Raw genomic sequence first — 23563 nt, forward strand, 5'->3', positions numbered from 1 at the left:
TTGTTGGCGGTTATTTCGCAAATATGACAAAGTGTCAATCATAAACGATCATAAACTTTCATATTGCATCGCAGCATTATCGAATTTGATCGTTTTCGATTGACAAGGTGACTGTGCGTGAGCGATACCCTGCTCACAAAGGGTGGTTCCGTCATGTTTCGGTCCGCTCGCACGACTTGATTTCAAGGGAGGATGACATGGCGGCTGACGTTCAGCTTCTGAAGAACCGTTGGGATGATGCATATGCGGCCGGCCTCGATGAGCCGGGCAAACTGCTTTACCGGTCCAACCTGCTTGGCGCCGACAAGCGTATCACCAACTACGGCGGCGGCAACACGTCGGCCAAGGTCATGGAAACCGATCCGCTGACCGGCGAGAAGGTTAGGGTTCTCTGGGTCAAGGGATCCGGCGGCGATGTCGGCACCATCAAGCTCGATGGGTTTGCCACGCTTTATCAGGATAAGCTCGATAGCCTGAAGAATATTTATCAGGGCGTTGCCGACGAAGACCGCATGGTTGGCTTCCTGCCGCATTGCACCTTCAATTTGAATGCGCGCGCCGCTTCCATCGATACGCCGCTGCATGGCTTCGTGCCGTTCATCCATGTCGACCACATGCACCCCGATGCCATCATCGCCATTGCCGCCTCGAAGAATTCGCGCGAACTGACGCGGGAGATCTTCGGCGACGAGATCGGCTGGCTGCCATGGCGCCGGCCCGGCTTCCAGCTCGGCCTCGATCTCGAAGCCTTCGTCAAGGCGCATCCGAATGCCAAGGGCGTTGTGCTCGAAAGCCATGGTCTCTTCACCTGGGCCGATGACGCCAAAGCCTGCTACGAGCTGACGCTTGCGATCATCAACAAGGCCATTCAGTGGTTTGCCGCCAAGACAGAAGGCAAGACCATCTTCGGCGGCGCTGTTGTCCAGAGCCTGCCGCAGGCCGAACGGCGTGCGATCGCAGCGCAGCTGATGCCGGAAATCCGTGGCCGGATCGGCAAGGCGGAGCGCAAACTCGGTGATTTCGATGATCAGGCTGCCGTGCTCGAATTCGTCAATTCCAGGAATCTGCGGCCGCTCGGCGCGCTCGGCACCAGCTGCCCGGACCATTTCCTGCGCACCAAGATCCGCCCGCTGATCGTCGACTTCGATCCGGTGAAGCCCGATGTCGATGCCGTCATTGCCGGACTCGATAAGGCGCTGGAAGACTACCGGGCCGATTACGCCCGCTATTACAACGACTGCAAGCATGACAATTCGCCCGCCATGCGCGATCCGAACCCGGTGATCTTCCTGGTTCCGGGCGTCGGTCTGCTCTCCTTTGCCCGTGACAAGGCGACGGCCCGCATCGCCGGCGAGTTCTACGTCAACGCCATCAACGTTATGCGCGGCGCGTCCACCGTTTCGGAATATCAGGGCCTGCCCGAGCAGGAGGCCTTCGATATCGAATATTGGCTGCTGGAAGAGGCAAAGCTGCAGCGCATGCCGAAGCCGAAGAGCCTTGCCGGCAAGGTCGCCTTCGTTACCGGCGGTGCCGGCGGTATCGGCCGTGCCACGGCGGCGCGTCTGGCCGGCGAGGGTGCCTGCGTGGTGCTGGCGGATATCGATCAGGCGGCGCTCGAGGGTACGCACGAGGATTTCGTCAAGAGATACGGCGCGGATACGGTGCGCAGCGTCAAGCTCGACGTCACCAAGGAAGACGCGGTCATTTCCTCCTTCGCTGAGGCTTGCGTCGAATTCGGCGGTATCGACATTCTGGTGTCGAACGCCGGTATCGCCTCGTCCGCGCCGATCGAAACCACCGAGCTTTCGATGTGGAACCGCAATATCGACATTCTCGCGACAGGCTACTTCCTCGTTTCGCGAGAAGCCTTCCGGCTGTTCCGCCGCCAGAATCTCGGCGGCAATGTCGTCTTCGTCGCCTCGAAGAATGGTCTTGCCTCGTCACCCAACGCCGCTGCCTATTGCACGGCCAAGGCGGCCGAGATCCATCTGGCGCGTTGCCTGGCACTTGAGGGCGCAGACGCGGGCATTCGTGTCAACACGGTCAATCCCGATGCCGTGTTGCGCGGTTCGAAGATCTGGAACGGCGAATGGCGCGAACAGCGGGCTGCCTCGTCGAAGATCGAGGTGGACGATCTGGAGGAGCATTACCGCAAGCGCTCCCTGCTGAAGCTCAATGTTTTCCCGGAGGACATTGCCGAGGCAATCTACTTCCTGGCTTCGGATCTTTCCGCCAAATCGACGGGCAATATCATCAACGTCGATGCCGGCAACGCCCAGAGCTTTACGCGCTAGCTCCTTCTCCCCAGCGGGGAGAAGGTGGCCCGAAAGGCCGGATGAGGGGGTGGTGCAGCAAATGCAATTCTATCCTTCGCTTGCGCTCAAGATGTTCGTCGCTGCGCTCCTCAACCCCTCATCTGCCCGTTGGGCATCTTCTCCCCGCTGGGGAGAAGAGGGGACCGCACGATCGAAACGCTGTAACATTTCAAATGACGTATCTGGGAGGAAAGAATGGCCGAGTTTAGAATTGCGACCGATCTGGTCGCTGCCGAAAACGACAAGCGCGCCGCTGCGCTGAAATCCGATTACGAGGCGCTGGGCGCTGTACTCGCCCGCCGTGGCGTCGATATCGAAGCCGTGACGAAGAAGGTCTCCGAATTCTTCGTCGCCGTGCCTTCCTGGGGTGTCGGCACCGGCGGCACGCGCTTTGCCCGCTTTCCGGGAACCGGCGAGCCGCGCGGCATTTTCGACAAGCTTGACGATTGCGCCGTCATTCAGCAGCTGACGCGGGCGACGCCCAAGGTCTCGCTGCACATCCCCTGGGACAAAGCGGATCCGCGAGAGCTCAAGGCAAAGGGCGAGGCGCTCGGTCTCGGCTTTGACGCCATGAACTCCAACACATTCTCCGATGCGCCCGGCCAGGCATACTCCTATAAATTCGGCTCGCTGAGCCACGTCGACGCGGCAACCCGCGCACAAGCCGTCGAGCACAACATCGAATGCATCGAGATCGGCAAGGCAATCGGCTCGAAGGCGCTGACGGTCTGGATCGGTGACGGCTCGAACTTCCCTGGACAGAGCAATTTCACCAAGGCATTCGAGCGCTATCTCGCCGCCATGGCTGACATTTACAAGGCGTTGCCTGACGATTGGCGGCTGTTTTCCGAACACAAGATGTACGAGCCGGCCTTCTATTCGACGATCGTGCAGGATTGGGGCACCAATTACCTGATCGCGCAGACGCTTGGGCCTAAAGCTCATTGCCTCGTTGATCTCGGCCATCACGCGCCGAACACCAATATCGAGATGATCGTCGCCCGCCTCATCCAGTTCGGTAAGCTCGGCGGCTTCCACTTCAACGATTCCAAATATGGCGACGACGATCTCGACGCCGGCGCCATCGAGCCGTACCGCCTGTTCCTCGTCTTCAACGAACTGGTCGATGCGGAACGGCGCGGCGTCAACGATTTCAATCCGGCGCATATGATCGACCAATCGCACAATGTCACTGACCCGATCGAGAGCCTGATCTCCAGCGCCAACGAGATTCGCCGCGCCTATGCCCAGGCCCTCATCGTCGACCGCAAGGCGTTGGCCGGCTATCAGGATGGCAATGATGCGTTGATGGCGTCGGAAACGCTGAAGCGCGCCTATCGCGCCGATGTCGAGCCGATCCTGGCCGAAGCCCGCCGTCGCGCCGGGGGCGCCATCGATCCGGTCGCCACCTACAGGGCAAGCGGCTATCGCCGCAAGGTTGCCGGCGAACGCCCGGCCTCCGTTGCCGGCGGCGGCGGGATCATCTGAGGATCTTGTAGTTCCGGTGGATTGGCGAACGGATCGAGCGATCGGACGTCCATCAACTGGAAGTGCCTCAGCATAGAAGTGATCGGAAATTGTCGGAGCGCAGCGATCGGCCTGGCTTGCGCACCGGCAGATCACTATCGTCGAGCGGTGCATTGGTGAGCTGCCAGCCGAGGGGCGAATTCAGTCGCTGATACTCCTCATAGGAGACCAGAACGGCGGCGCGTTTACCGCGGTGGATGATGATCGTAGCTTCGCCACTAAGAGCATTATCGACCACATCAAAAAATGTGGCCTTCGCATCCTCAAGCTGAATCTCTCTCACGGGCTCACCTATCTAGCAATTGTCGCCATGATATTCCATGGCGCCATATCTCGTCAAAATCCGCGCTCAATAGCCGAGCGCGATGCCATCCTTGCGGTGGTCGGAGCCGCCGAGCAGGACGCCGCGTTCGTGATCGATCATGATCGCCTGCGCGCCGCCGATCGGCTCATCCGCCCATTCGACGACATGGCCGCGGCGCTCAAGATTGTGCTTGGTCTCTTCCGATATCGTCGGCTCGAGCGACAGCTTGCCGCCGAAGCAGAAGCTGCGTGGCTGGTCGCTTGCCTGCTGCGGATCGAGATCGCGGTCGAGGATTTGGGTCAGCATATGAGCGTGGCCGGCCGCCTGATATTGCCCGCCCATGACACCGAAGCTCATGCGCACCTTGCCGTTTTCCATCAGCATTGCCGGGATGATCGTATGGAAGGGCAGTTTGCCGGGGCCGATGGCGTTTGGATGGCCCTGCTTGACGACGAAGCCGGCGCCACGGTTCTGCAGCAGGACGCCCGAGCGCGGGGCATAGATGCCGCTGCCGAAGGCCATGAAGACCGAATTGATCAATGAAATGGCGTTGCCATCGCGATCGACGACGGAGACATAGACGGTGTCGCGATGCGTCGGCCCCTCCCATATCTTGGCATCGGCGGCGCGCTCGAGACTGATCTTTGCCCGCATGGCCGCGACCGAATGCTCCGACAGCAGTTCGGCTATGTCGACGGTCAGATAATCGGGATCGCAGATCAGCTGATCGCGCATGGCATAGCCGGCCTTGGTCGCTTCGGCATGCAGATGGATGCGGTCGGCTTCGGAAAGCTTGGGATCGCGAAGATCGAAACCGTCCAGGATGCGGGTGATCAATAGGGCTGCGAGACCTTGTCCGTTCGGAGGGCATTCCAGAAGGTCGCGGCCGCGGAATTTGCCGGAGATCGGCTTGGTCTCGAACGCCTTGTAGTCAGCGAAATCGCTTTCTTCGTGCAGGCCGCCCAGCGATTGCAGAAGCGTGGTGATCTCCTCGGCCACCGGGCCGCGATAGAAGGCGTTGCGGCCATCCCTGGCGATGGCCTTCAGCGTCGCGGCGAGAGCGGGATTGGTGACGCGTTCCCCCGTCCTCGGTGCCCGGCCGTTCGGCAGGAAGTAAGCGGCCGAATCCGGATATTTGGCGACGCGGTCGCTGTAACGATGCCAGTCGAGTTCGACACGCGGCGTGATGCAATAGCCGTCTTCGGCGGCGGCGATGGCCGGAGCGAGCACACGACCCATCTCAAGCCGACCGTAGGTGCCGATCAGCCGGCACCATGCATCGATCGCGCCGGGAATGGTGACGGCATGCGGGCTGTCGTCGGGAATGGCGATGAAGCCCTTTTCGAGGAAATAGTCGAGTTTTGCCTTTTGCGGCGCGCGGCCGGAGCCGTTGAGCGCGACCGGCATGCCGCCGGCGGCGCTATAGAGGGCGAAGCAGTCGCCGCCGATGCCGGTCATGTGGGGATCGATGACCGACTGCAGCGCGACCGCAGCGACCGCGGCATCAACGGCATTGCCGCCGGCGCGCAGGATGTCGACGGCGGCGAGTGTCGCCAGCGGATGCGAGGTCGCGGCCATGCCCTTGTCCGAAATGGTGACCGAACGGCCGGGCTTGAAAAAATCTCGCTGCTGCATGTCTTCACGTCCTCTGTCTGCCTTGCGTGCATCCGCGCGCGCGGCGCGGCGTTGATAGTGTTTTACGGTGTTTTTTCCGTCATGGAAGCCATGGCCTTGCCGCGTTGTGATTTTCAAACATCTTGTCATCAGCCGATCGTGTCGTCGGCCAGCCAAGCAGCGAAAATATCCGGATATTTGTCATGTTCATCTGTCAGGTTCGGGATGAAGCAGCCCGCCATGCGGTGGCAATCACGGTAGGGTCGGCTTTTTTGACGCGCTTGCGCCGGATGGTCACTTTCGAGTGGCCCGGGCGTCGGAATTGAGTATTGTCGGCGGTAGGGGCGGCCTTGATTTGATTGTCGAAGGCCATCTCGAAAAGACAGGGCTTGCGCTCGATAGGTGAGGAAAATCAATATGACGACTGACATTAACGGCTTTGCCGGGCGCCTGAAGCGCCGCGAGAATGGCGGCATGATCTCTGCCTGGATCGGCACCCCCGACCCGCTGTTCGTCAATCACCTGGCGCAAGAAGACTTCGATACCGTCGTGCTGGATATGCAGCATGGCATGTGGGACATGGCGTCGGCCGCCAACGGCATCGCGCATGTAAGGCTCGCCGGCAAGCCGGCGATCGCCCGCATCCCCGTCGGTGATTTCGCCTCCGCCTCGCGGCTTCTGGATGCGGGTGCCTCCGCCATCATTGCGCCGATGATCAATTCCGCCGATGACGCCCGCGCTCTGGTGAAAGCGACGAAATATCCGCCGCTTGGCGAGCGCAGCTGGGGTCCTTCGCTCGCCCTCAACCATTTCGGCATTTCAGCAGAAGACTATCTGCAGAGCGCCAATAGCCTGACCGTCACCATCGCGATGGTGGAAACCCGGACGGCTCTGGACGCCATCGACGAGATACTTGCCGTCGATGGTATCGATGGCATTTTCGTCGGCCCGTCCGATCTTTCCATCGCGCTTTCAAACGGCGCGCGGCTGGCGCCGGAAAGTGCGGCGATCGATCAGGCGCTGGCGACGGTACTTGTACGCTGCCGCGCCCATGGCAAGGTGATCTGCGCCTTCGGTGGCGATGGCGATCGCGCCGGCCAATATCTGAAGCTCGGGCTCGATCTGGTCATCGCCGGCGCGGAAACGGCGCAGCTTCGCGCAGGTGCCCGCACGGCCATTACCACGGCACGCAAGATCGCTGATTCATAGCCGACTAGCTTAGCAGAGAGAGGCTGCCCGGGAGCATTTCCGGGCATGCCAATGCCACTATCTGCGATGTCGATCCGCAGCTTCGGATCCGTCGATATCGACCCAAACGGCAGATTCGAAGATTCCGGTCAGCGAAGTCGGGCTGCGAGCGATGGGTTTTGTCAGTTTACGAGCTTTACGTAGCAGGGCCTATAAGTCTCTAAGCCGCAGCCGCCACCGACGGCCTTTGCCGGCGTGATCGTGTTTTGGATGGCGATCGCTGCAAGCGCGACGGCAATGACTGTCAAAACAGTTTTGGTATATTTGTCCATGAGCTATTCTTCCAAAAGTAGCGGGCAATGATTTGCACTTTAAAATTGCTTTTAAGAATGTCAATTCCAAAAAGTTGCATTAAGCAATTCGCTGCCGAGCATATGCGCCGGCGGGGCGTGCTGGCCTTTCCGTTGCGATGAGCGCGGCTCCGCGCTTGCGTCGTCATTCGCCTGCGGGCATTGTCAGGCTGATATGACGGAGCAGAAAGATTTGTCGAAAGTGCATGGATTGGGACTAGGGCGCGGCCTGCGGCGCGAAGCGGGCCAGCGCGTGACCTTGCGAACCGTCGCGACTGCTCTCGGCCTTTCGGTCACGACAGTCAGCCGGGCTTTGAAAGAGGGCCCCGAGGTCAACCGCGAGACGATCGAGCTGGTCAAGCGCGCAGCGAGCGAGCTCGGTTATCGCCCCAATCTCGGCGGTATCAATCTGCGCACCGGCAAGACCCACGCCATCGGCATTGTGCTGCCCTTCGGGCGCGAGGGCGAGATGAACATCGTCGTCGCCTCGCTGATCGAGGGCGCGTCGCGTTACATGAAGGCGCGGGGATACCGGACCACCATCGTGCCGCAACTGCAGGCGGATGATCCCTTCGCGACGGTCCGCGATATCGTCGAGGAAGGGTCCGTCGACGGCATCATCATCACGCATACGACGCCGCAGGACGACCGCGTCAAATATCTGCTTGAGGTCGGCATGCCTTTTGTTACCTTCGGCCGCACCGAATTGTTGAGCCTCCATCCGAGCATAGACCTTGATCATGAGGTGATCGGCGCGCAAGCGGCGCGCCTGCTTTTGGACGCCGGCCATCGCAAGCCGTTGCTGATCGCGCCCAGCAGTCACTTCACTTACAGCCTCCAGTTTGTCCGGGGATGGCGCAAGGCCTTTGCCGAGCGCCATCTTGATGTCACCGGCGATCAGATCCACTTCACGGCCGGAACGCCCGATAATGGTCGCGAGTTGGCAAAGCGCGTGGTCACGCAAAATCCGGAAGCGACCGCGGCCTTCGTCGCGAGCGAGGAGGCCGCTCTGGGCTTCCTGGCCGGCTTGCGAGACGCGGGCCGGCAGGATTTCGCGCTGATCACCTATGGCGGCACGGCACTGCCCGATTTCTTCAATCCGCCGCTCAGCACATTCTATTATTCCAACCATGCGATCGGCGAGCGGCTGGCTGCCTTTCTAAGTCGGGCGATCGCCGGCGACGATCCCGCTGAGCTACGCGAAATCGTTCAGGCCGAATTCGTTGATCATAATAGTCAGCTACTCTCTGCCTGATATGTGCAGCAGTTGGTAACATCAGCGGATCCATGGAAGATATTTGTAACGTTACGATTTTGCGGATTCATGGGAAATACCATGCCCTTTGCGGAAAAATGATTGCTTGACAGCATCGCATTTACCCAACAATCGTAACGTTACGAACTGTCGTTCGGAGGGGTTTGAGGCTCCGAGTGGCAGGATTATGCGCAAGAGAATGGAAGCCTTGCCGCAGGCGGGCAGCCACATTCCAAGGGAGGATGACGTGGGCCAAGGCTCGCTTTTTTTCGGATCGCCAATCTGGACGTTCAATTGGAACCCGCCTTACGCGGCACCACTGCGGCGACTTGCCCGCACCGGCTGCAAGGGCTTTGAGCTGACCGCATGGTCGGTCGACATGCTGGCCTATTACACGCCGGAGACCATTCGCGAGCTGAAGCAGATCGCCGATGGTGAGGGGCTGGTTCTCACCAACTTCTTCTTCAATCTGCCCTTCAGCCGAGCCGCAAATGCCGCGGTCTCGACAGTCGATCTCGAAGGCTACAAGCGTGGAATGGACGTGGCGGCGGAGATCGGCACGCCTATCGTTACCAGCATGACGCCTTACCCCTTTCAATCCGACGTCAAGCCGATCTTGCAACGGCCGATTTCACAGGAATGGACGGCGGCGGTCGAGCCGCAATGGGACTGGACGGGCGAATATGACCTGGTCGTCGACGGCTTCGCCAAGGCTTGCGAGATCGCCGCAGCCGCTGATCTGCGCGTGGCGATCGAGCCGCATCCCTATCGCTGGGTCAGCTCCGGGCAGGGCATGCTGCGCCTGATCGAGCGCACAGGCGCTCCCAATCTTGGCCTGAATTTCGATCCGAGCCACCTCTTTCCCGCCGGCGACATGCCGCATTACGTCGTGCTGGCGCTCGGCGACCGCATCTTCAACACCCATTTCTCCGACAATGAGGGCCATACCAACGCCCATTGGCGGCCGGGGCGCGGCAAGATCGACTGGAAGGCGATTTTCGCGGCACTGCAGGCGATCGGCTATTCCGGTCCGATCACGCTGGAGCTGGAGGATGCGCCAGGAGCATCTCACTGGACGCATTTCCGCGAGGCGACACCGGAATTCGACGAGGAGATGCGACGTGGCATGAGCTATCTGCACGCCGCTGCCGCTGAACTCGATATCACCATTTCCTAGAGGCAATCCCAATGAGCAATGAGCCCATGAAAGTCGGCATCGTCGGCGCCGGCAATATCAGCGCCACCTATGTCGCAACCCTGCATATGTTCGATTTCATCCGCGTGAAGTCGATCTACGATCTCTATGATTCATCGGCGCAGAAGCTTGCCGCGCAGTTCGGCATCGAGGCCGTGGCGCTGGACACGATGTTGGCCGATCCGGAAATCGGCCTGATCATCAATTTGACGACGCCGGTCTCGCATTATGCCATCAGCAAGAAGGCGCTTCTTGCCGGCAAGCATGTCTATTCGGAAAAGCCGCTCGGCGTCTCCATGACCGAGGCTGAGGAATTGATGTCGATCGCGCGCGCCGGCGATCTGCGGCTCGGCTGTGCGCCCGACACCTTCCTCGGCGGCGGTCATCAATTGACGCGGCGGCTGCTGGATGAAGGCCGCATCGGCAAGACGATCTCGGCCACCGCCATGCTGTTGCTGCCGGGACACGAGCACTGGCACCCCAATCCGGCCTTCTTTTATGGTCGCGGCGGCGGGCCGATGCTGGATGTCGGTCCCTACTACGTCACGAACCTGATTGCCCTGCTCGGCCCGGTGCGCGAGGTTTTCGGGACCGCCAAGATCACCCGTATCGAGCGCATGGTGAAGAGCGATCCGCATCGCGGTGAGACGATCAAGGTGCTGGTGCCGACCCATCTGACTGGCGTCATGGAGTTCCATAGCGGTGCGACGGTGACCATCGCGACCAGCTTCGATGTCATCAAGCACAAGCACAACCAGATCGAGCTTTATGGCTCGGAAGGCACCATGGTGACGCCGGATCCGAACAACTTTACCGGCAAGGTGGAGATATTCCGCGAAGGCACTGATGCCTGGGAGGAGGTCGCGGTAGACCATCCCTATACCGAGGGTGTGCCCGGCCATCTCGGGCTGCGCGGTTTGGGCGCGGCTGAAATGGTTGATTCCCTTCGCTCGGGACGCCAGCATCGGGTATCGTCGGAACTTGCCTTCCACGCCCTGGAAGTCATGACGGCATTCGAGCGGTCGGCCCAGTCACGCGGCGTGGTTGCAATCCACAGCAGCTGTGGTCGTCCGGATCCGATAAATCGCACAATTAATGAGGGACGTTTCGCATAGGCTGCGCTATAGCTTGGGAAAATGCAGTCCTTTCGGACTGTGGGCTTGACGAAAGGGTGATGCGTAAGGAAGCATTGCTCACTCGCCGCAGGGAACGGAGGCCCGGCGGTGCGGTTTTGGAGGATCGTGAAATTCGGCATCCGATGTCTGAAGACTGCGGCGGCTGAGCACGTTTGGAGAACGTTATCAAAGGAGGAGGAACGTATGCGTAAATTGATGATGGCATTGGTCGGCGCCACGGCGCTGGTCGCGGCAAGCGTGACCGGCGCTCTGGCCGAAGGCAAGAAAGCCGAAGTCTTGCATTGGTGGACATCCGGGGGCGAGGCCGCCGCCGTGAAGGAACTGGCCAAGGCCTTCAACGCCGCCGGCGGCGAATGGGTGGATACCGCGATCGCCGGATCCGGCTCGACCGCTCGCCCGATCGGCATCAACCGCATCATCGGCGGCAACCCGCCGACGGCCATGCAGTTCAACACCGGCACGCAGATGAACGATCTGGCCCAGCAGGGCCTGCTGCGACCGCTTGACGATCTTGCCAAGGAGCAGGATTGGAAATCCGTCCTGACGCCGGCCTTCTATCAGGCGATTCAGTTTCAAGACCACATCTATGGCGCGCCGATCAACGACCACGGCCAGAACTGGCTGTTCTATTCCAAGCCCGTTTTCGCCAAGGCAGGCGTGACCGAGGAGCCGAAAACCTGGGATGAAATGTTTGCCGCGCTCGACAAGATCAAGGCCGCCGGCCTGATCCCGGTCGCCGTCGGCGGCCAGCCCTGGCAGCTTCAGTTGATGTTCAACGCCATCCTTCTCGGTGAGGGCGGCAAGGACCTCTACGGCAAGGTCTGGAAGGGTCTCGATACCGACGCCGTCAAGTCCGACAAGTTCAAGCATGTGGCCGAGGTCTTCGCCAAGCTGCGCAACTATCAGGACGCAGGCAGCCCGAACCGCGACTGGAACGTCGCGACCGGCATGCTGATCGACGGCAAGGCCGGCATCCAGTTCATGGGCGATTGGGCCAAGGGCGAATTCATCCATGCCGGCCTCGTCGCCGACAAGGATTTCGGCTGCATCCTCGGGCCGGGCGAATCCAACTTCATGATGGGTGGCGACATCTTCGTCTTCCCGGTCCTGAAGGACAAGGCGGCGATTGATGCTCAGACCCTGCTGGCAACGGTCATCATGTCCAAGGAAGGCCAGCTCGCCTTCAACTCGAAGAAGGGCTCGGTGCCGGTTCGTCTCGACGTCGACACGTCGAAGCTCGATGCCTGCGCTCAGAAGGGCCTGAACGCGCTCAAGGATCCGAGCCGTCAGATCCTGACGTCCGATGTGTTGACACCTCAGGACGTCGTCCAGACCGAGGGCGACCTGATCGCCCAATATTGGACGACCCCCAGCATGACGGCCGACCAGTTCGCGGATCAATTCGCCAAGGTCATCGACCAGGCGAAGTAAGCTTCAGCCGACATCCATGCGGCGGCAGGTTCGCCTGCCGCCGGTTTTCATGAATGCTGAGGAGGAGCGCCATGAGCACACCTGAAACGAGCGCCGCCACTGTCGGTGTGACCGTAGCAAAGACGGGCGCCACCCGCAGGAGAATGCGTTTTTCGCCCTATATCGCTCTGTTCCCGGCTTTCGTCATCGTCCTTCTGGCCTATGTCGTGACTGTTGTCTGGAACATCTGGATATCCTTCACCGACAGCAAGGTGCTGCCGGTCAATATCTTCGTCGGAACCAAGCAGTACGAGCGGCTGTTTGACACCGCACGCTGGCAGATATCGCTGCAGAATGTCGTTGTTTTCGGCATTCTGTTCATCGCCGGCTGCCTGATCCTTGGCTTCCTTCTTGCCGTGGCGCTCGACCAGAAGGTTCGCTTCGAAAATACGTTCCGCACGATCTTTCTCTATCCTTTCGCCATGTCCTTCATCGTGACAGGCCTTGTCTGGCAGTGGATCATGAATCCGACGCTCGGCCTGCAGAAGGTTGCAGACAGCATCGGCTTCACCTGGTTCCGCTTCGACTGGATCGTTCAGAGCAATCTGGCGCTCTACGTCATCGTGCTGGCCGGCATATGGCAATCGACGGGGCTGGTGATGGCGATCATGCTGGCGGGATTGCGCGGCGTCGACCGTGAGCTGTGGAAGGCGACACGCATCGATGGCATCCCGAGCTGGCGCGTCTATCTCCACATCGTCATCCCGATCCTGAGGCCGACCATCATCACCGCCAGCGTGCTTCTGGCGATCGCCGTGGTCAGGGTCTATGAGCTGGTTCTGGCGACCACCGGCGGCGGGCCGGGAATATCGACCGAGGTGCCCGGGAAATTCATCATGGATTACCTGTTCGGCCGCGGCAATATCGGCCTTGCGACAGCGGCATCGACCGTCATGTTCGTCACCGTGGTCATCGTGGTGACGCCCTGGCTCTACTACGAATATTTCCGTGAAAAACCGAGGGGGAACTGATGACGATGCCATCTTCCGTCGCAGCCACCATGCAGGGTCCAACCGGCCGCAAACCGCAGCACTTTACGCCCGGGCGCATCGGCCTCTATGCCTTTCTCATCATGGCGTCACTGTTCTTCCTGTTGCCGCTCTACGTGATGCTCGTCACCTCGTTCAAATCCATGCCGGAGATCCGCCAGGGCAATATCTTTGCGTTGCCGCAGATGTGGTCGGCGGATGCCTGGGTTCAGGCATGGAGCACGGCATGCACCGGCCTTGAATGCGGCGGCATCAGCGTCGGTTTCTGGAATTCGGTGAAGATCCTGATTCCGAGCATGATCCTGTCGATCTTCATCTCTTCGCTGACCGGCTATGCGCTTTCCTTCTGGCGGGTGAGGGGTTCGAATGTGCTTTTCGCCATCCTCCTGCTGGGAGCCTTCATTCCCTACCAGGTGTTCATCTATCCGCTGGTTCTGATCTATCGCGATGTTGGCATCTATTCGACGCTGCCCTGCATCATCATCACCCACACGGTATTCGGTCTGCCTGTTCTGACGCTGCTGTTCCGCAATTATTACTCAAGCCTGCCGATGGAGCTGTTCAAGGCCGCCCGCATCGACGGGGCGGGGCTGTGGCAGATCTTCTTCCGGCTGATGATCCCCATGTCCATTCCGATCCTTGTGGTGGCGGGGATCCTGCAGGTCACCGGCATCTGGAACGACTTCCTGTTCGGCGTCGTCTTCGCCGGCCGGGAAAACTTCCCCATGACCGTGCAGCTCAACAATATCGTCAATTCCACCCAGGGTGAGAAGCTCTACAACGTCAACATGGCGGCAACCATTCTGACCGCCCTGGTGCCGCTGATCGTCTATTTCGGTTCGGGTCGCTGGTTCGTGCGGGGTATCACCGCGGGCGCAGTCAAGGGATAGTTCATGGCCAATGTTTCCATTCGCGAACTTGCAATCGGTTTCGGCAGCGTCAGCGTCCTGAAATCGCTCAATCTCGAGGTAAAGTCGGGCGAGTTCATCGTTCTACTCGGCCCGTCCGGCTGCGGCAAGTCGACCCTGCTCAATGCCATTGCCGGCCTCACCGATATCAGCGACGGCCAGATCTGGATCGGCGACAAGAACGTCACCTGGGAGGAGCCGAAGGATCGCGGTATCGGCATGGTGTTTCAGTCCTATGCGCTCTATCCGACGATGACGGTCGAAGGAAATCTCTCCTTCGGGCTGCGCATCGCCGGCATGGCGAAGGAGGAGATTGCCAAGCGCGTCGACCGCGCCGTGCAGATCCTGCAGATCGATCCCTTGCGCAAGCGGCGGCCGGGGGAACTATCCGGCGGCCAACGTCAGCGCGTCGCCATCGGCCGCGCCCTGGTGCGCGATGTCGATGTCTTCCTGTTCGACGAGCCGCTGTCCAACCTCGATGCCAAGCTTCGAACCGAACTGCGCGTCGAGCTGAAGCGCCTGCATAGCGGCCTCGGCTCCACCATGATCTACGTCACGCACGATCAGATCGAGGCGCTGACGTTGGCCGACCGCATCGCCGTCATGAGCGGCGGCGTCATCCAGCAGTTCGCCACGCCGAAGGAAATCTATCGCCGCCCTGTCAATCGCTTCGTGGCGGGCTTCGTCGGCTCGCCCTCCATGAACTTCCTGTCGGGGAAGGTGACGAGCAACAACGGCTCGCCGGCCTTCGTGCTGACCGATGGCCGCACGATCGATCTCAACGGCTACCAGTTTTCCGGCACGCCCGGGGAGGGTCGAACGGCAACGCTCGGCGTGCGGCCCGAGCAGATGCAGTTCAACGCTGCCAGCGATCGCGCCTCGAACCTGCCGGCGAGCTTCAGCATCGTCGAGCCCATGGGCTCGGACAATCTGATCTGGGGGCAGGTCGGCGCGGAGACCATATCGGTCCGCATCGACGCCGATGAGGAAGTCGAGCTCGACAGCGAGCAGCCGGTCTATTTCCAGCCGGCTCTCGCTTCCCTGTTTGGCGAAGACGGTCAGCGTCTATAAAAGATCAGATGGCGCCCCGCGTTCGACGGAGCGCGGGGCGCCATTTTCATGCCTTGACCTCGAAGACCATGTTGAACGGCGTTTCGGTCGCCTTGCGGAAATGCGAATAGCCCGCATCCATGGCAACCTTGCGCAGTCTCATCTCGCCGGCTTGCGCGCCTAAACCCAGGCCGACTTCCTGCGACAGCGAGGCCGGCGTGCAGATCATCGTCGATGCGCCGTAGAAGACGCGGCCGACCGGGTTGAGATTGTCCTTCAGGCAATCATGCGCAAAGGGCTCGACGATCATCCAGGTGCCGTCGTCGGCAAGGCTGTCCTTGACATGTTTACCGGCGCCGACCGGATCGCCCATGTCGTGCAGGCAATCGAACATCGCCACGAGATCATAGCCGGCAGCCGGGAAGTTCTTGGCACTCGCCTGTTCGAAGGTGATACGACCGTCGACACCCGCCTCCTTCGCCGCAGCTTTCGCTCGCTCGATGGAGGGAAGATGATAGTCGAAGCCGAAGAAGGTCGAGTTTGGATAGGCTTCCGCCATCAGGATGGTCGAGGCGCCATGACCACACCCGACATCGGCGACGGCGGCACCGGCCTGAAGCTTTTCCTCTAAACCGGTTAGCGCCGGTATCCATTCCGAAACGAGATGGCTGTTGTAGCCAGGCCGGAAGAAACGCTCCGTGCCGCGGAACAGGCAGGCGCTGTGCTCATGCCAGCCGAGGCCAGCGCCGGTCTTGAACGCATTGGCGATCTTCGGTTCGTCGAGCCACATGGATTGAACGACTTCGAAGGCGCCGGTGAAGAAGGCGGGACTGTTTTCCTCCGCAAACACCATCGCCTGTTCTGGCGTCAGGTGGAAGCGTTCGGTCTGGTCGTCATAGCTGACATAATCGGCTGCCGCTTGCGCCGACAGCCATTCGCGCACATAGCGCTCTTTCACGCCGACTTTGTCGGCCAACTCCCCCGAAGTCATCGGTGTTCCGTCCGCCATGGCCCTGAACAGGCCCAGATGGTCACCGAGTGTTACTAACACACCCGAAACTGCCGCGCCGAGATCGCCGACCAGGCGTCCGACTAGGGCATCGAGTTTCTGCATATCAGGTTCGCGCATGACATCCTCCCATCAGAATTGATGCAGCGTTCCGTCCGGATATATACGGAAGCCGAAACATACTCCCAGGGGGAAGGGGAGGCAATTACGTCATACGGGTGAGCAGGCCTCGCGCTGCTGCCTTGGAAAAGGCGCAACCTATTGAGGTATTGCCTTATTTTGGAAATGTGCGAGGTGCCGAGCTGCCTTAGCCGGCGCGCGCCAGCTCCTTTTCCAAAACGGAGAGCAGGCGCGGATCGTCGACCGTAACATCAGGTGCGAAGCGGGCGGCGACCTTGCCGTTACGGCCGATCAGGAACTTTTCGAAGTTCCAGACGATGCCGCCGTCGTGCCCGGTGTCGAGGCCGTGTTTCGCCAGACGCTCGCGCATCGGACCGTCGCCTGTCGTTTCGACGCCGGAGGCGATCAAGCCGTCGTAGAGCGGATGCCGCTCTTCGCCCGTGACAGCGATCTTGGAAAACATCGGGAACTGTACGTCATAGGTCAGCGTGCAGAAGCTCAGGATATCCTCGTCGGTGCCAGGTTCCTGGCCCTTGAAGTCGTTGGCCGGGAAGCCTGCAATAACCAAGCCTTCGTCGCGCTTGTCCTCGTAAAGCTTTTCCAGCCCCTCATATTGCACCGTCAGTCCGCATTTGGAGGCGACGTTGACGACCATGATGACCTTGCCGCGATAGTCGGCAAGCGTCGTGTCGCTGCCGTCGATCCTCTTTACCGGAATATCGAGTACGCTGTCGGTCATTTCGTTCACTCCAAGTGAGTTGGAAAATAGGATGTCGATATTTGCCTGGATTTGACGGCCGTCAAGGTCAGAACCCTATTCAGGCGGCCTCCTCCATCCTGACCAGATGGCCGCTCGACACTTCGCGATACTGTCGAGCCGGCGTGATGTATCCGACCGGCCGCACCGGGCTCTTCAATTCGTCGACGCCCAGATTGCGCTTGATGCCACGGCGGGAGGGATCCGGCACAGGCACTGCCGCGATCAGCTTCCTCGTATAAGGATGCTGCGGGTTCTCGAACACCGAGGCACGCGGGCCGATCTCGACGATCTCGCCGAGATACATCACCGCAACGCGATGGCTGACGCGCTCGACCACCGCCATGTCGTGCGAGATGAAGAGATAGGATAGATTGAGGCTCTGCTGCAGATCCATCAGCAGATTGCAGACCTGCGCCTTGATCGACACGTCGAGCGCCGAGACGCTTTCGTCGGCAACGATCACCTTCGGATCGAGGGCGAGTGCGCGGGCGATACAGATGCGCTGGCGCTGGCCGCCCGAGAATTCGTGGGGGTAACGGCTCATCATATCAGCCTTCAGGCCGACGCGCTCCAGAAGGTCGGCGGCCTTCTCGCGGGCTTCCGCGCGTGAGCCGAGACGATGTTCGATGAAGGGTTCGGCGACCGCCGCCCCGATCGTCATGCGCGGGTTGAGGCTGGCGAACGGATCCTGGAAGATCATCTGTATGCTGCGGCGCATGCGGCGCAGATCGAGCGCGCCGAGCTTCATCACGTCATAGCCGTCAAGACGAACGTCACCGGATTTGGGATTGATGAGGCGCATGATGGAGCGCCCGGTCGTCGATTTGCCGCAACCGGATTCTCCCACCAGCGACAGTGTTTCCCCTTGAGCGAGATCGAACGAGACGTTTTCGACCGCATGGATGGCGCCGGTCGGGCGACCGAGCAGCCCACCGCGGAGATCGAAGCGGGTGACGAGATTCTTGACCTCCAGAACCGGCGTCTTGCCGTGATCGACGGTGTCGGCCAGTGCCTTGGGTTCGCTGCGCTCGCCGGTGCTGATATCGACGGTCGGGAAACGCAGCGGCTGAGCCTGATCCTTCATCGAGCCGAGCCGCGGCACGGCCGACAGCAGCGCGCGGGTATAGGGATGCTGGCCGCGGTGGAAGATGTCGTCGGTCTTGCCGGTTTCCACCGCCTCGCCGCGATACATGACGATGGTGCGGTCGGAGATCTCGGCGACCACCCCCATGTCGTGGGTGATGAAGAGGACGGACATGCCTTCCTCCTCCTGCAATACCTTGATGAGGTCGAGGATCTGCCCCTGAATGGTGACGTCGAGGGCCGTTGTCGGCTCGTCGGCGATCAATAGTTTCGGGCGGCTGGCGAGCGCCATGGCGATCATCACGCGCTGGCGCATGCCGCCGGAAAATTGATGCGGATATTCGTCGAAGCGCGAGGCGGCGTTCGGGATGCGCACCTTTTCGAGCAGCCGGATCGTCTCGGCCTTGGCCTCCGCCTTGGAGATGTCGCCATGGCAAGTGAGGGCCTCGGAGATCTGCCGGCCGATGGTGAAGATCGGATTGAGGCTGGTCATCGGCTCCTGGAAGATCATGGCGATGTCCTTGCCTCTGACCTTGCGCATCTCGCCTTCCGGAAGAGTGAGGATATCGCGGCCGTTGAGCCTGACGGAGCCTTCGATACGGCTGCTGCCCCTCGCAAGCAGGCGCATGATCGAAAGCGAGGTGACGCTCTTGCCCGAGCCGCTTTCGCCGACGATCGCAACCGTTTCTCCCGGCATGACGTCGAAGGAGATGTTCTTCACCACCTGACGCCATTCGCCATCGACGAGAAACGACGTCGTCAGATTGGAGACCGAGAGAACGGGCTGTGCATCCGGATTGGTTTGCTGCGTTGAAATGGTTGTCATGGCGTCCCCTTTTTTATGATGTTGCGCACTGGCCGGGTATCAATCGACGCTGTTCATGATGATGCCGGCACGGTTGCGAAGGAGGCCGAAGGGCGACCCTCGGCGATCCTTGCGGCTTCAAGAGCAGCAATCCTCTCGTCGATCTCGCGGCGGTCGGTCATCCCGCTTGGATTCTGCCGTGTCGGCATGGTTTCGGCCACATGCAGGTAGCGCTCCTGCGCGACGACATAGAGCCGTTCGAGTTCGGCGAGCGGGTCAGCGCTGTCGTCGACACGGATGTTCAGCCAGGCATAGTCCTGATCACGGTAAATCACGAGTGCGGCCGATTGCTTGCCGCGCTTGTCACCGCCGGCATGCTCGCCGGCGCGCATGGCTTCGAGCAGCCGCTCGGCGAGCGGCTTTCCCTCGGTCTTCTTGAAGGTCGCAAGCGTCTCGGCAATCACCTGCGGACCCGCCAGCATATTGCCGGCCACCGAGACATTGTCGTCGACCAGATGGCCTGCCCAGTCGATGCATCGGGCGCCGGTGAAGGCAGCGTTGTTGCCCTTGCTGTCGATCAGGTGGAACTGGCGTTGTTCACGACCCTCGTCGCGGGCGCTGAGCGTTTCCAGAATCTCGCTCGGCGCATGGCCGGCGGCCAGCATGGCAAGTCCGTCGATGCCGTAAAGCGGGCTTGCGAAGGCCTGCGTCGCGACGGCGCCGATGCCGCCGCGAATATGCGGCACGATGCTGCCGACGGCGAAAAAGCGGGTGGCGACGGCAATGGCGAGATGGCCGGTTTCCGGCTCACGGGCTACGATCGACCAGGTCATCGGTGCTTATCTCCCAATGGCGTAGGCTTGCATCAAACGCGGTGTTGCTGCAGCGCGCAAGAGGCCATCTTTATCTCGCCGCGCTGCGGTGAGCCGCCCCACGGTCCATTCCGGCGCGACGGTCAGTTTGTGGCCCTTCCTGCGGAGCGCATCGAGCACCTCAGTGCTGAAGTTGGCCTCCGCGGTAAGGCCGCCGGGCTCGCGGGTGCGTGGGTAGAAGGAGCTCGGGAAGTGCGTGCTGTGGAACAACGGTTTGTCGATCGCTTCCTGCAGGTTCAGTCCGTGGTGGACATAGCGCAGGAAGAAGGAGAGCTGCCATTGCTCCTGCTGATCGCCGCCCGGCGTGCCGAAGGCGAGCGTCGGCCGACGCTCGTGCAATGCCAACGTCGGCGTCAGTGTCGTGCGCGGGCGCTTGCCTGGAGCAAGCGAAGAGGGCAGGCCGGGCTTCAGCCAGAACATCTGCGCACGCGAATTCAGGCAGAAGCCGAGGCCGGGAATGATCGGCGAGGATTGCAGCCAGCCCCCGGAAGGGGTCACCGACACCATATTGCCCTCACGGTCGATCACGTCGATATGCACGGTATCGCCGCGCTTCTCCGTCAGATGCGACATTGTAGGCTCATAGACCGCGCCGCCTTTGGCTTCGGGCGTCTCCAGCATGTCCATGGTGAGATCGTATTGGCCTTCGAAGCCGGGCAGCTTGCCCGGGCGCAACGCAAGCGAGGCTTCCGGGGAAATGAACTTGCGGCGTTCGCCGGCATAGGCATCCGATAGCAGGGTATCGAGCGGTACGGTCGTGAAATTGGGATCGCCGTAATAGACCTCGCGATCGGCAAAGGCGAGTTTCATGGCCTCCATGACTATGTGGACGAAGTCCGCGCCGGCCGGATCGATGCCAGCAAGGTCGAAACCCTTGAGCAGCGACAAGGCTTGCAGGAAGACCGGCCCCTGGCCCCACGGACCGATCTTGGCGACGGTCCAGCCGTGATAGTCGTAGGTCAGCGGCTCCTCGACGGTGGCGGACCAGCTGGCCATGTCATCGGCCGTCAGTACGCCCTTGTGGCGCTGGCCGCTGGCATCCATGACTTCGGCCTTGCTGACATAGCTGTCGATCGCCTCCGCGACGAAGCCGCGATAAAAGGCATCACGTGCCGCCTCAATCTGCGCTTCGCGGCTGCTCTTCGCCTCCGCTTCCGCGACGACCCGCTTCCAGGTTTCGGCAAGAACCGGGTTTTTGAAGTTGGACCAGGGTTCCGGGGCGGAGCCTCCGGGAAGCCAGGTCTCATAGGAGGTCGGCCATTCCTTGCGATAGAAATCGGCAAGTCCCGCGATGGTGGCGGAAACGCGCGGCAGGATGGGGTGGCCGTTCTCGGCATAGTGGATTGCCGGCTCGAGAACATCGCGGACCGTAAGCCTGCCATAGTCGCGCAGCATCAGCATCCAGCCGTCGAAGGAGCCGGGGATGACGGTGGCGAGCAGGCCGTCGCCCGGGATCAGCTTCAACCCCTCGCTCGTATAGTGCTCGATCGTTGCGCCGGCCGGCGCTGGACCCTGGGCGCAGATGACCTCGACCTTGTCTTTTTTCTTCGAATAGAGGATGGCCGGCATATCGCCGCCCGGTCCGCAAAGATGCGGCTCGACGATCTGCAGCACGAAGCCGGTCGCGACGGCAGCGTCGAATGCATTGCCGCCCTTTTCGAGAATGCTCATGCCGACGGCGGAGGCGATCCAGTGCGTAGAGGTGACGACGCCGAAGGTTCCAAGAATTTCAGGACGTGTGGTGAATGCGGTCATTGGGGGCACCCTTTCAGTTTATTCATGCTTCGCGCGGGTCGAGCGCATCGCGCAGGCCGTCGCCGAGGAGATTGAAGCCGATCACGACGAGAAAGATGGCAGCCCCCGGCCACATGGCCATCCAGGGCGCCTGTTCGAGATAATTCTTGGCCACATTGAGCATCGAGCCCCAGCTCGGAGCCGGCGGCTGCTGACCGAGCCCAAGGAAGGAAAGGCTGGCCTCTGCGATGATGGCGGTCGCGATGGTGAGCGTTGCCTGCACCAGGATGGGTGCAAAGACATTCGGCAGGATGTAGCGGGTGATGATGCTGAAGTGGCGCAATCCGATCGAGCGGGCGCCTTCGACATATTCCTCCGTCTTGACCGCCAGCACCTGGCCGCGCGTCAGCCGTACGAAGACCGGCGTTGCCGAAAGCCCGATCGCGATCATCGCATTGGTGAGGCTCGGCCCGAGAAAGGCGGCAAGCGCAATGGCCGTGATCAGGAACGGCATCGCCAGAAAGGCTTCGGTGATGCGCGAGATGATCTGGTCGATCCAGCCGCCGTAATAGCCGGAGATCAGGCCGAACGGCACGCCGATCACGACCGCGATGGCGACCGAGAAGATGCCGGCCATCAGCGATGCCTGCGCTCCCCAGATCATGCGGGACAGGATGTCTCTACCGATATCGTCGGTGCCGAACCAATGGGCTGTTGATGGCGCCTTGCGGATCGCCGACCAGCTCGTGGCGATCGGATCGGCGATCGGCAGGAGCGGCGCAAGTGCGGCGAGTACGGTAAAGAAGAGGATGATGGCAAGCCCGACCAAGGCTCCCTTATTGGCCTTCAACTTGCGCCAGGCGCGGTTGGGAGAGCGTTTGACCGAGGGAGCCGCCGCGGTCGTCTGTGCGATCATGCTCATAGGGCTGCCCTCATGCGTGGATTGAGGAGGACATAGAGAATGTCGGCGATGAGGTTCATCGCGATGAAGCCGATAGCCGTGCAAAGCACGACTCCCTGGACCACCGCGTAATCCCGATTGAAAACCGCGTCGACGATCAGCTTGCCGAAGCCGGGAATGGTGAAGATCTGCTCGGTCAAAACAGCGCCTGCCAGAAGCTCGCCGAAGAGCAGCGCGCTGACGGTGACGATGGGCAATATGGCGTTGCGGAAGGTATGCTGCAAAACGACGGCTGCTTCGGAAAGACCCTTGGCGCGGGCGGTGCGGATGTAGTCGGCGCTGAGGACGCTCAGCATGGACGAGCGGGTATGGCGCATCAACGTGGCGGCAAGCGCATTGCCGAGCACGAAGGAGGGCATCAGCATGGTCTGGATCGAGCGCCAGGGATCCTCAAAGAATGGCTGGTATCCCGAGGCGGGCAGCCAGTGAAGCTTCACCGAAACCAGCAGGATCAGCATGATGCCGAGCCAGAAATTCGGCACGGACAAGCCGCACAGGGCGATGATGTTGGCGAGGAAATCGATAAGCGTGTTTTTCTTCACCGCCGCGAGGATGCCCATGGGAATGCCGATGACGAAGGCGAAGATCATCGACATGACGGCGAGCTGGATGGTGACCGGCAGCTTTTCCGCGATGAGCGTCAGCACCGGCTGGTTGGTGCGCAGCGAAACGCCGAGATCGCCCTTCGCAACGCCCTGCAACCAGTAGCCATATTGATAGACGACGGGGTCGTTCAGCCGGTATTTCTCGCGAAGCAGCTCCAGGACCTGTGGATCGCGCTCCTCCCCGGCCATGGCGAGCACCGGATCGCCCGGCAGGAGCTTCTGCAGGGAGAAGACGAAGATCGAAATGATCAGCAGCGTCGGTATGGCGACGAGCAATCTTTTTCCGATATAGCTATACATGGGCAGATCCTTG

The 23563-nt window shown here is 60.9% G+C and carries 21 protein-coding genes; 10 read left to right on the forward strand and 11 right to left on the reverse strand.

Translation table 11 applies throughout. The features are described from left to right. Positions 1–197 precede the first annotated feature (197 nt). Both JTP94_RS17735 and rhaI read left to right on the forward strand, forming a co-directional pair. A complete protein-coding gene (locus tag JTP94_RS17735; RefSeq protein ID WP_204851790.1) occupies positions 198–2294 on the forward strand; it encodes a bifunctional rhamnulose-1-phosphate aldolase/short-chain dehydrogenase in 2097 nt (698 codons plus the stop codon). Positions 2295–2510: 216 nt separating this feature from the next. Further along, positions 2511–3803, forward strand: coding sequence for an L-rhamnose catabolism isomerase (rhaI, locus tag JTP94_RS17740; protein WP_204851791.1), 1293 nt, complete (start codon positions 2511–2513; stop codon positions 3801–3803). Positions 3804–3870: 67 nt separating this feature from the next. On the opposite strand, the gene JTP94_RS17745 is transcribed toward rhaI, so the two are convergent. The 3 genes from JTP94_RS17745 to JTP94_RS17755 form a co-directional block, all read right to left on the reverse strand. Next, positions 3871–4125 carry a type II toxin-antitoxin system Phd/YefM family antitoxin gene (locus JTP94_RS17745; protein WP_204851792.1) on the reverse strand — a complete coding sequence of 85 codons (255 nt, stop codon included), beginning with the start codon at positions 4123–4125 and terminating at the stop codon, positions 3871–3873. Between the two features lie 66 nt (positions 4126–4191). Further along, positions 4192–5781: a gamma-glutamyltransferase gene (gene ggt / locus JTP94_RS17750; RefSeq protein ID WP_204851793.1), complete on the reverse strand. Its 1590-nt coding sequence runs from the start codon at positions 5779–5781 to the stop codon at positions 4192–4194. Positions 5782–5909: 128 nt separating this feature from the next. Next, entirely contained in the window at positions 5910–6191 is a 282-nt protein-coding gene (locus JTP94_RS17755; RefSeq protein WP_204851794.1) for a hypothetical protein, read from the reverse strand. On the opposite strand from JTP94_RS17755, the gene JTP94_RS17760 reads away from it, so the two are divergent. Then, positions 6178–6969, forward strand: a complete 792-nt coding sequence (locus JTP94_RS17760) for an HpcH/HpaI aldolase/citrate lyase family protein (RefSeq protein WP_204851795.1) — start codon at positions 6178–6180, stop codon at positions 6967–6969. The genes JTP94_RS17755 and JTP94_RS17760 overlap by 14 nt on opposite strands. A gap of 161 nt (positions 6970–7130) precedes the next feature. On the opposite strand, the gene JTP94_RS17765 is transcribed toward JTP94_RS17760, so the two are convergent. Beyond that, a complete protein-coding gene (locus JTP94_RS17765) occupies positions 7131–7280 on the reverse strand; it encodes a hypothetical protein (RefSeq protein ID WP_204851796.1) in 150 nt (49 codons plus the stop codon). A gap of 220 nt (positions 7281–7500) precedes the next feature. On the opposite strand from JTP94_RS17765, the gene JTP94_RS17770 reads away from it, so the two are divergent. From JTP94_RS17770 to JTP94_RS17800, 7 genes are all read left to right on the forward strand, one after another. Continuing rightward, on the forward strand, positions 7501–8553 hold the full coding sequence (locus tag JTP94_RS17770) for a LacI family transcriptional regulator (RefSeq protein WP_271024245.1): 1053 nt from the start codon (positions 7501–7503) through the stop codon (positions 8551–8553). A 187-nt stretch (positions 8554–8740) separates the two neighbouring features. Then, a complete protein-coding gene (locus tag JTP94_RS17775) occupies positions 8741–9730 on the forward strand; it encodes a sugar phosphate isomerase/epimerase (protein ID WP_204851798.1) in 990 nt (329 codons plus the stop codon). Between the two features lie 11 nt (positions 9731–9741). Then, complete coding sequence (locus JTP94_RS17780) at positions 9742–10863, forward strand: Gfo/Idh/MocA family protein (RefSeq protein WP_204851799.1); 1122 nt, start codon at positions 9742–9744, stop codon at positions 10861–10863. 204 nt (positions 10864–11067) lie between these two features. Continuing rightward, positions 11068–12315, forward strand: coding sequence for an ABC transporter substrate-binding protein (locus tag JTP94_RS17785; RefSeq protein ID WP_246755029.1), 1248 nt, complete (start codon positions 11068–11070; stop codon positions 12313–12315). Positions 12316–12458: 143 nt separating this feature from the next. Continuing rightward, a complete protein-coding gene (locus JTP94_RS17790) occupies positions 12459–13325 on the forward strand; it encodes a carbohydrate ABC transporter permease (RefSeq protein ID WP_204852315.1) in 867 nt (288 codons plus the stop codon). Between the two features lie 5 nt (positions 13326–13330). Continuing rightward, positions 13331–14233 (forward strand): carbohydrate ABC transporter permease, encoded by a 903-nt coding sequence (locus JTP94_RS17795; RefSeq protein ID WP_204852316.1) that lies wholly within the window; start codon positions 13331–13333, stop codon positions 14231–14233. Positions 14234–14236: 3 nt separating this feature from the next. Beyond that, a complete protein-coding gene (locus JTP94_RS17800; protein WP_204851800.1) occupies positions 14237–15322 on the forward strand; it encodes an ABC transporter ATP-binding protein in 1086 nt (361 codons plus the stop codon). A gap of 46 nt (positions 15323–15368) precedes the next feature. Here JTP94_RS17800 and JTP94_RS17805 read toward each other — a convergent pair whose 3' ends face one another. The 7 genes from JTP94_RS17805 to JTP94_RS17835 all read right to left on the reverse strand — a co-directional run bounded on the left by JTP94_RS17805 (position 15369) and on the right by JTP94_RS17835 (position 23550). Beyond that, positions 15369–16430: a class I SAM-dependent methyltransferase gene (locus JTP94_RS17805; protein ID WP_204851801.1), complete on the reverse strand. Its 1062-nt coding sequence runs from the start codon at positions 16428–16430 to the stop codon at positions 15369–15371. A 187-nt stretch (positions 16431–16617) separates the two neighbouring features. Then, on the reverse strand, positions 16618–17169 hold the full coding sequence (locus JTP94_RS17810; protein ID WP_204851802.1) for a glutathione peroxidase: 552 nt from the start codon (positions 17167–17169) through the stop codon (positions 16618–16620). 79 nt (positions 17170–17248) lie between these two features. Then, positions 17249–19099 carry an ABC transporter ATP-binding protein gene (locus JTP94_RS17815; RefSeq protein ID WP_204851803.1) on the reverse strand — a complete coding sequence of 617 codons (1851 nt, stop codon included), beginning with the start codon at positions 19097–19099 and terminating at the stop codon, positions 17249–17251. A 53-nt stretch (positions 19100–19152) separates the two neighbouring features. Further along, positions 19153–19911 (reverse strand): DUF1028 domain-containing protein, encoded by a 759-nt coding sequence (locus JTP94_RS17820; protein ID WP_204851804.1) that lies wholly within the window; start codon positions 19909–19911, stop codon positions 19153–19155. A gap of 6 nt (positions 19912–19917) precedes the next feature. After that, a complete protein-coding gene (locus tag JTP94_RS17825) occupies positions 19918–21705 on the reverse strand; it encodes a gamma-glutamyltransferase family protein (RefSeq protein ID WP_204851805.1) in 1788 nt (595 codons plus the stop codon). 22 nt (positions 21706–21727) lie between these two features. Further along, complete coding sequence (locus tag JTP94_RS17830; protein WP_204851806.1) at positions 21728–22606, reverse strand: ABC transporter permease; 879 nt, start codon at positions 22604–22606, stop codon at positions 21728–21730. Then, positions 22603–23550: an ABC transporter permease gene (locus JTP94_RS17835; protein WP_204851807.1), complete on the reverse strand. Its 948-nt coding sequence runs from the start codon at positions 23548–23550 to the stop codon at positions 22603–22605. The genes JTP94_RS17830 and JTP94_RS17835 overlap by 4 nt, the downstream gene beginning before the upstream one ends. Positions 23551–23563: the final 13 nt, after the last annotated feature.

This window comes from Martinezella lusitana (assembly GCF_016901135.1).
GTDB classification, from domain to species: Bacteria; Pseudomonadota; Alphaproteobacteria; order Rhizobiales; family Rhizobiaceae; genus Rhizobium; species Rhizobium lusitanum_D.

Excerpts from the sequence above, each read along its gene's own strand:
- JTP94_RS17735 (WP_204851790.1), top strand. The coding sequence starts at position 198 with ATGGCGGCTGACGTTCAGCTTCTGAAGAACCGTTGGGATGATGCATAT.
- rhaI (WP_204851791.1), top strand. The coding sequence starts at position 2,511 with ATGGCCGAGTTTAGAATTGCGACCGATCTGGTCGCTGCCGAAAACGAC.
- ggt (WP_204851793.1), bottom strand. The coding sequence starts at position 5,781 with ATGCAGCAGCGAGATTTTTTCAAGCCCGGCCGTTCGGTCACCATTTCG.
- JTP94_RS17760 (WP_204851795.1), top strand. The coding sequence starts at position 6,178 with ATGACGACTGACATTAACGGCTTTGCCGGGCGCCTGAAGCGCCGCGAG.
- JTP94_RS17755 (WP_204851794.1), bottom strand. The coding sequence starts at position 6,191 with ATGTCAGTCGTCATATTGATTTTCCTCACCTATCGAGCGCAAGCCCTG.
- JTP94_RS17765 (WP_204851796.1), bottom strand. The coding sequence starts at position 7,280 with ATGGACAAATATACCAAAACTGTTTTGACAGTCATTGCCGTCGCGCTT.
- JTP94_RS17775 (WP_204851798.1), top strand. The coding sequence starts at position 8,741 with ATGCGCAAGAGAATGGAAGCCTTGCCGCAGGCGGGCAGCCACATTCCA.
- JTP94_RS17780 (WP_204851799.1), top strand. The coding sequence starts at position 9,742 with ATGAGCAATGAGCCCATGAAAGTCGGCATCGTCGGCGCCGGCAATATC.
- JTP94_RS17785 (WP_246755029.1), top strand. The coding sequence starts at position 11,068 with ATGCGTAAATTGATGATGGCATTGGTCGGCGCCACGGCGCTGGTCGCG.
- JTP94_RS17790 (WP_204852315.1), top strand. The coding sequence starts at position 12,459 with ATGCGTTTTTCGCCCTATATCGCTCTGTTCCCGGCTTTCGTCATCGTC.
- JTP94_RS17795 (WP_204852316.1), top strand. The coding sequence starts at position 13,331 with ATGCCATCTTCCGTCGCAGCCACCATGCAGGGTCCAACCGGCCGCAAA.
- JTP94_RS17800 (WP_204851800.1), top strand. The coding sequence starts at position 14,237 with ATGGCCAATGTTTCCATTCGCGAACTTGCAATCGGTTTCGGCAGCGTC.
- JTP94_RS17805 (WP_204851801.1), bottom strand. The coding sequence starts at position 16,430 with ATGCGCGAACCTGATATGCAGAAACTCGATGCCCTAGTCGGACGCCTG.
- JTP94_RS17810 (WP_204851802.1), bottom strand. The coding sequence starts at position 17,169 with ATGACCGACAGCGTACTCGATATTCCGGTAAAGAGGATCGACGGCAGC.
- JTP94_RS17815 (WP_204851803.1), bottom strand. The coding sequence starts at position 19,099 with ATGACAACCATTTCAACGCAGCAAACCAATCCGGATGCACAGCCCGTT.
- JTP94_RS17820 (WP_204851804.1), bottom strand. The coding sequence starts at position 19,911 with ATGACCTGGTCGATCGTAGCCCGTGAGCCGGAAACCGGCCATCTCGCC.
- JTP94_RS17825 (WP_204851805.1), bottom strand. The coding sequence starts at position 21,705 with ATGACCGCATTCACCACACGTCCTGAAATTCTTGGAACCTTCGGCGTC.
- JTP94_RS17830 (WP_204851806.1), bottom strand. The coding sequence starts at position 22,606 with ATGAGCATGATCGCACAGACGACCGCGGCGGCTCCCTCGGTCAAACGC.
- JTP94_RS17835 (WP_204851807.1), bottom strand. The coding sequence starts at position 23,550 with ATGTATAGCTATATCGGAAAAAGATTGCTCGTCGCCATACCGACGCTG.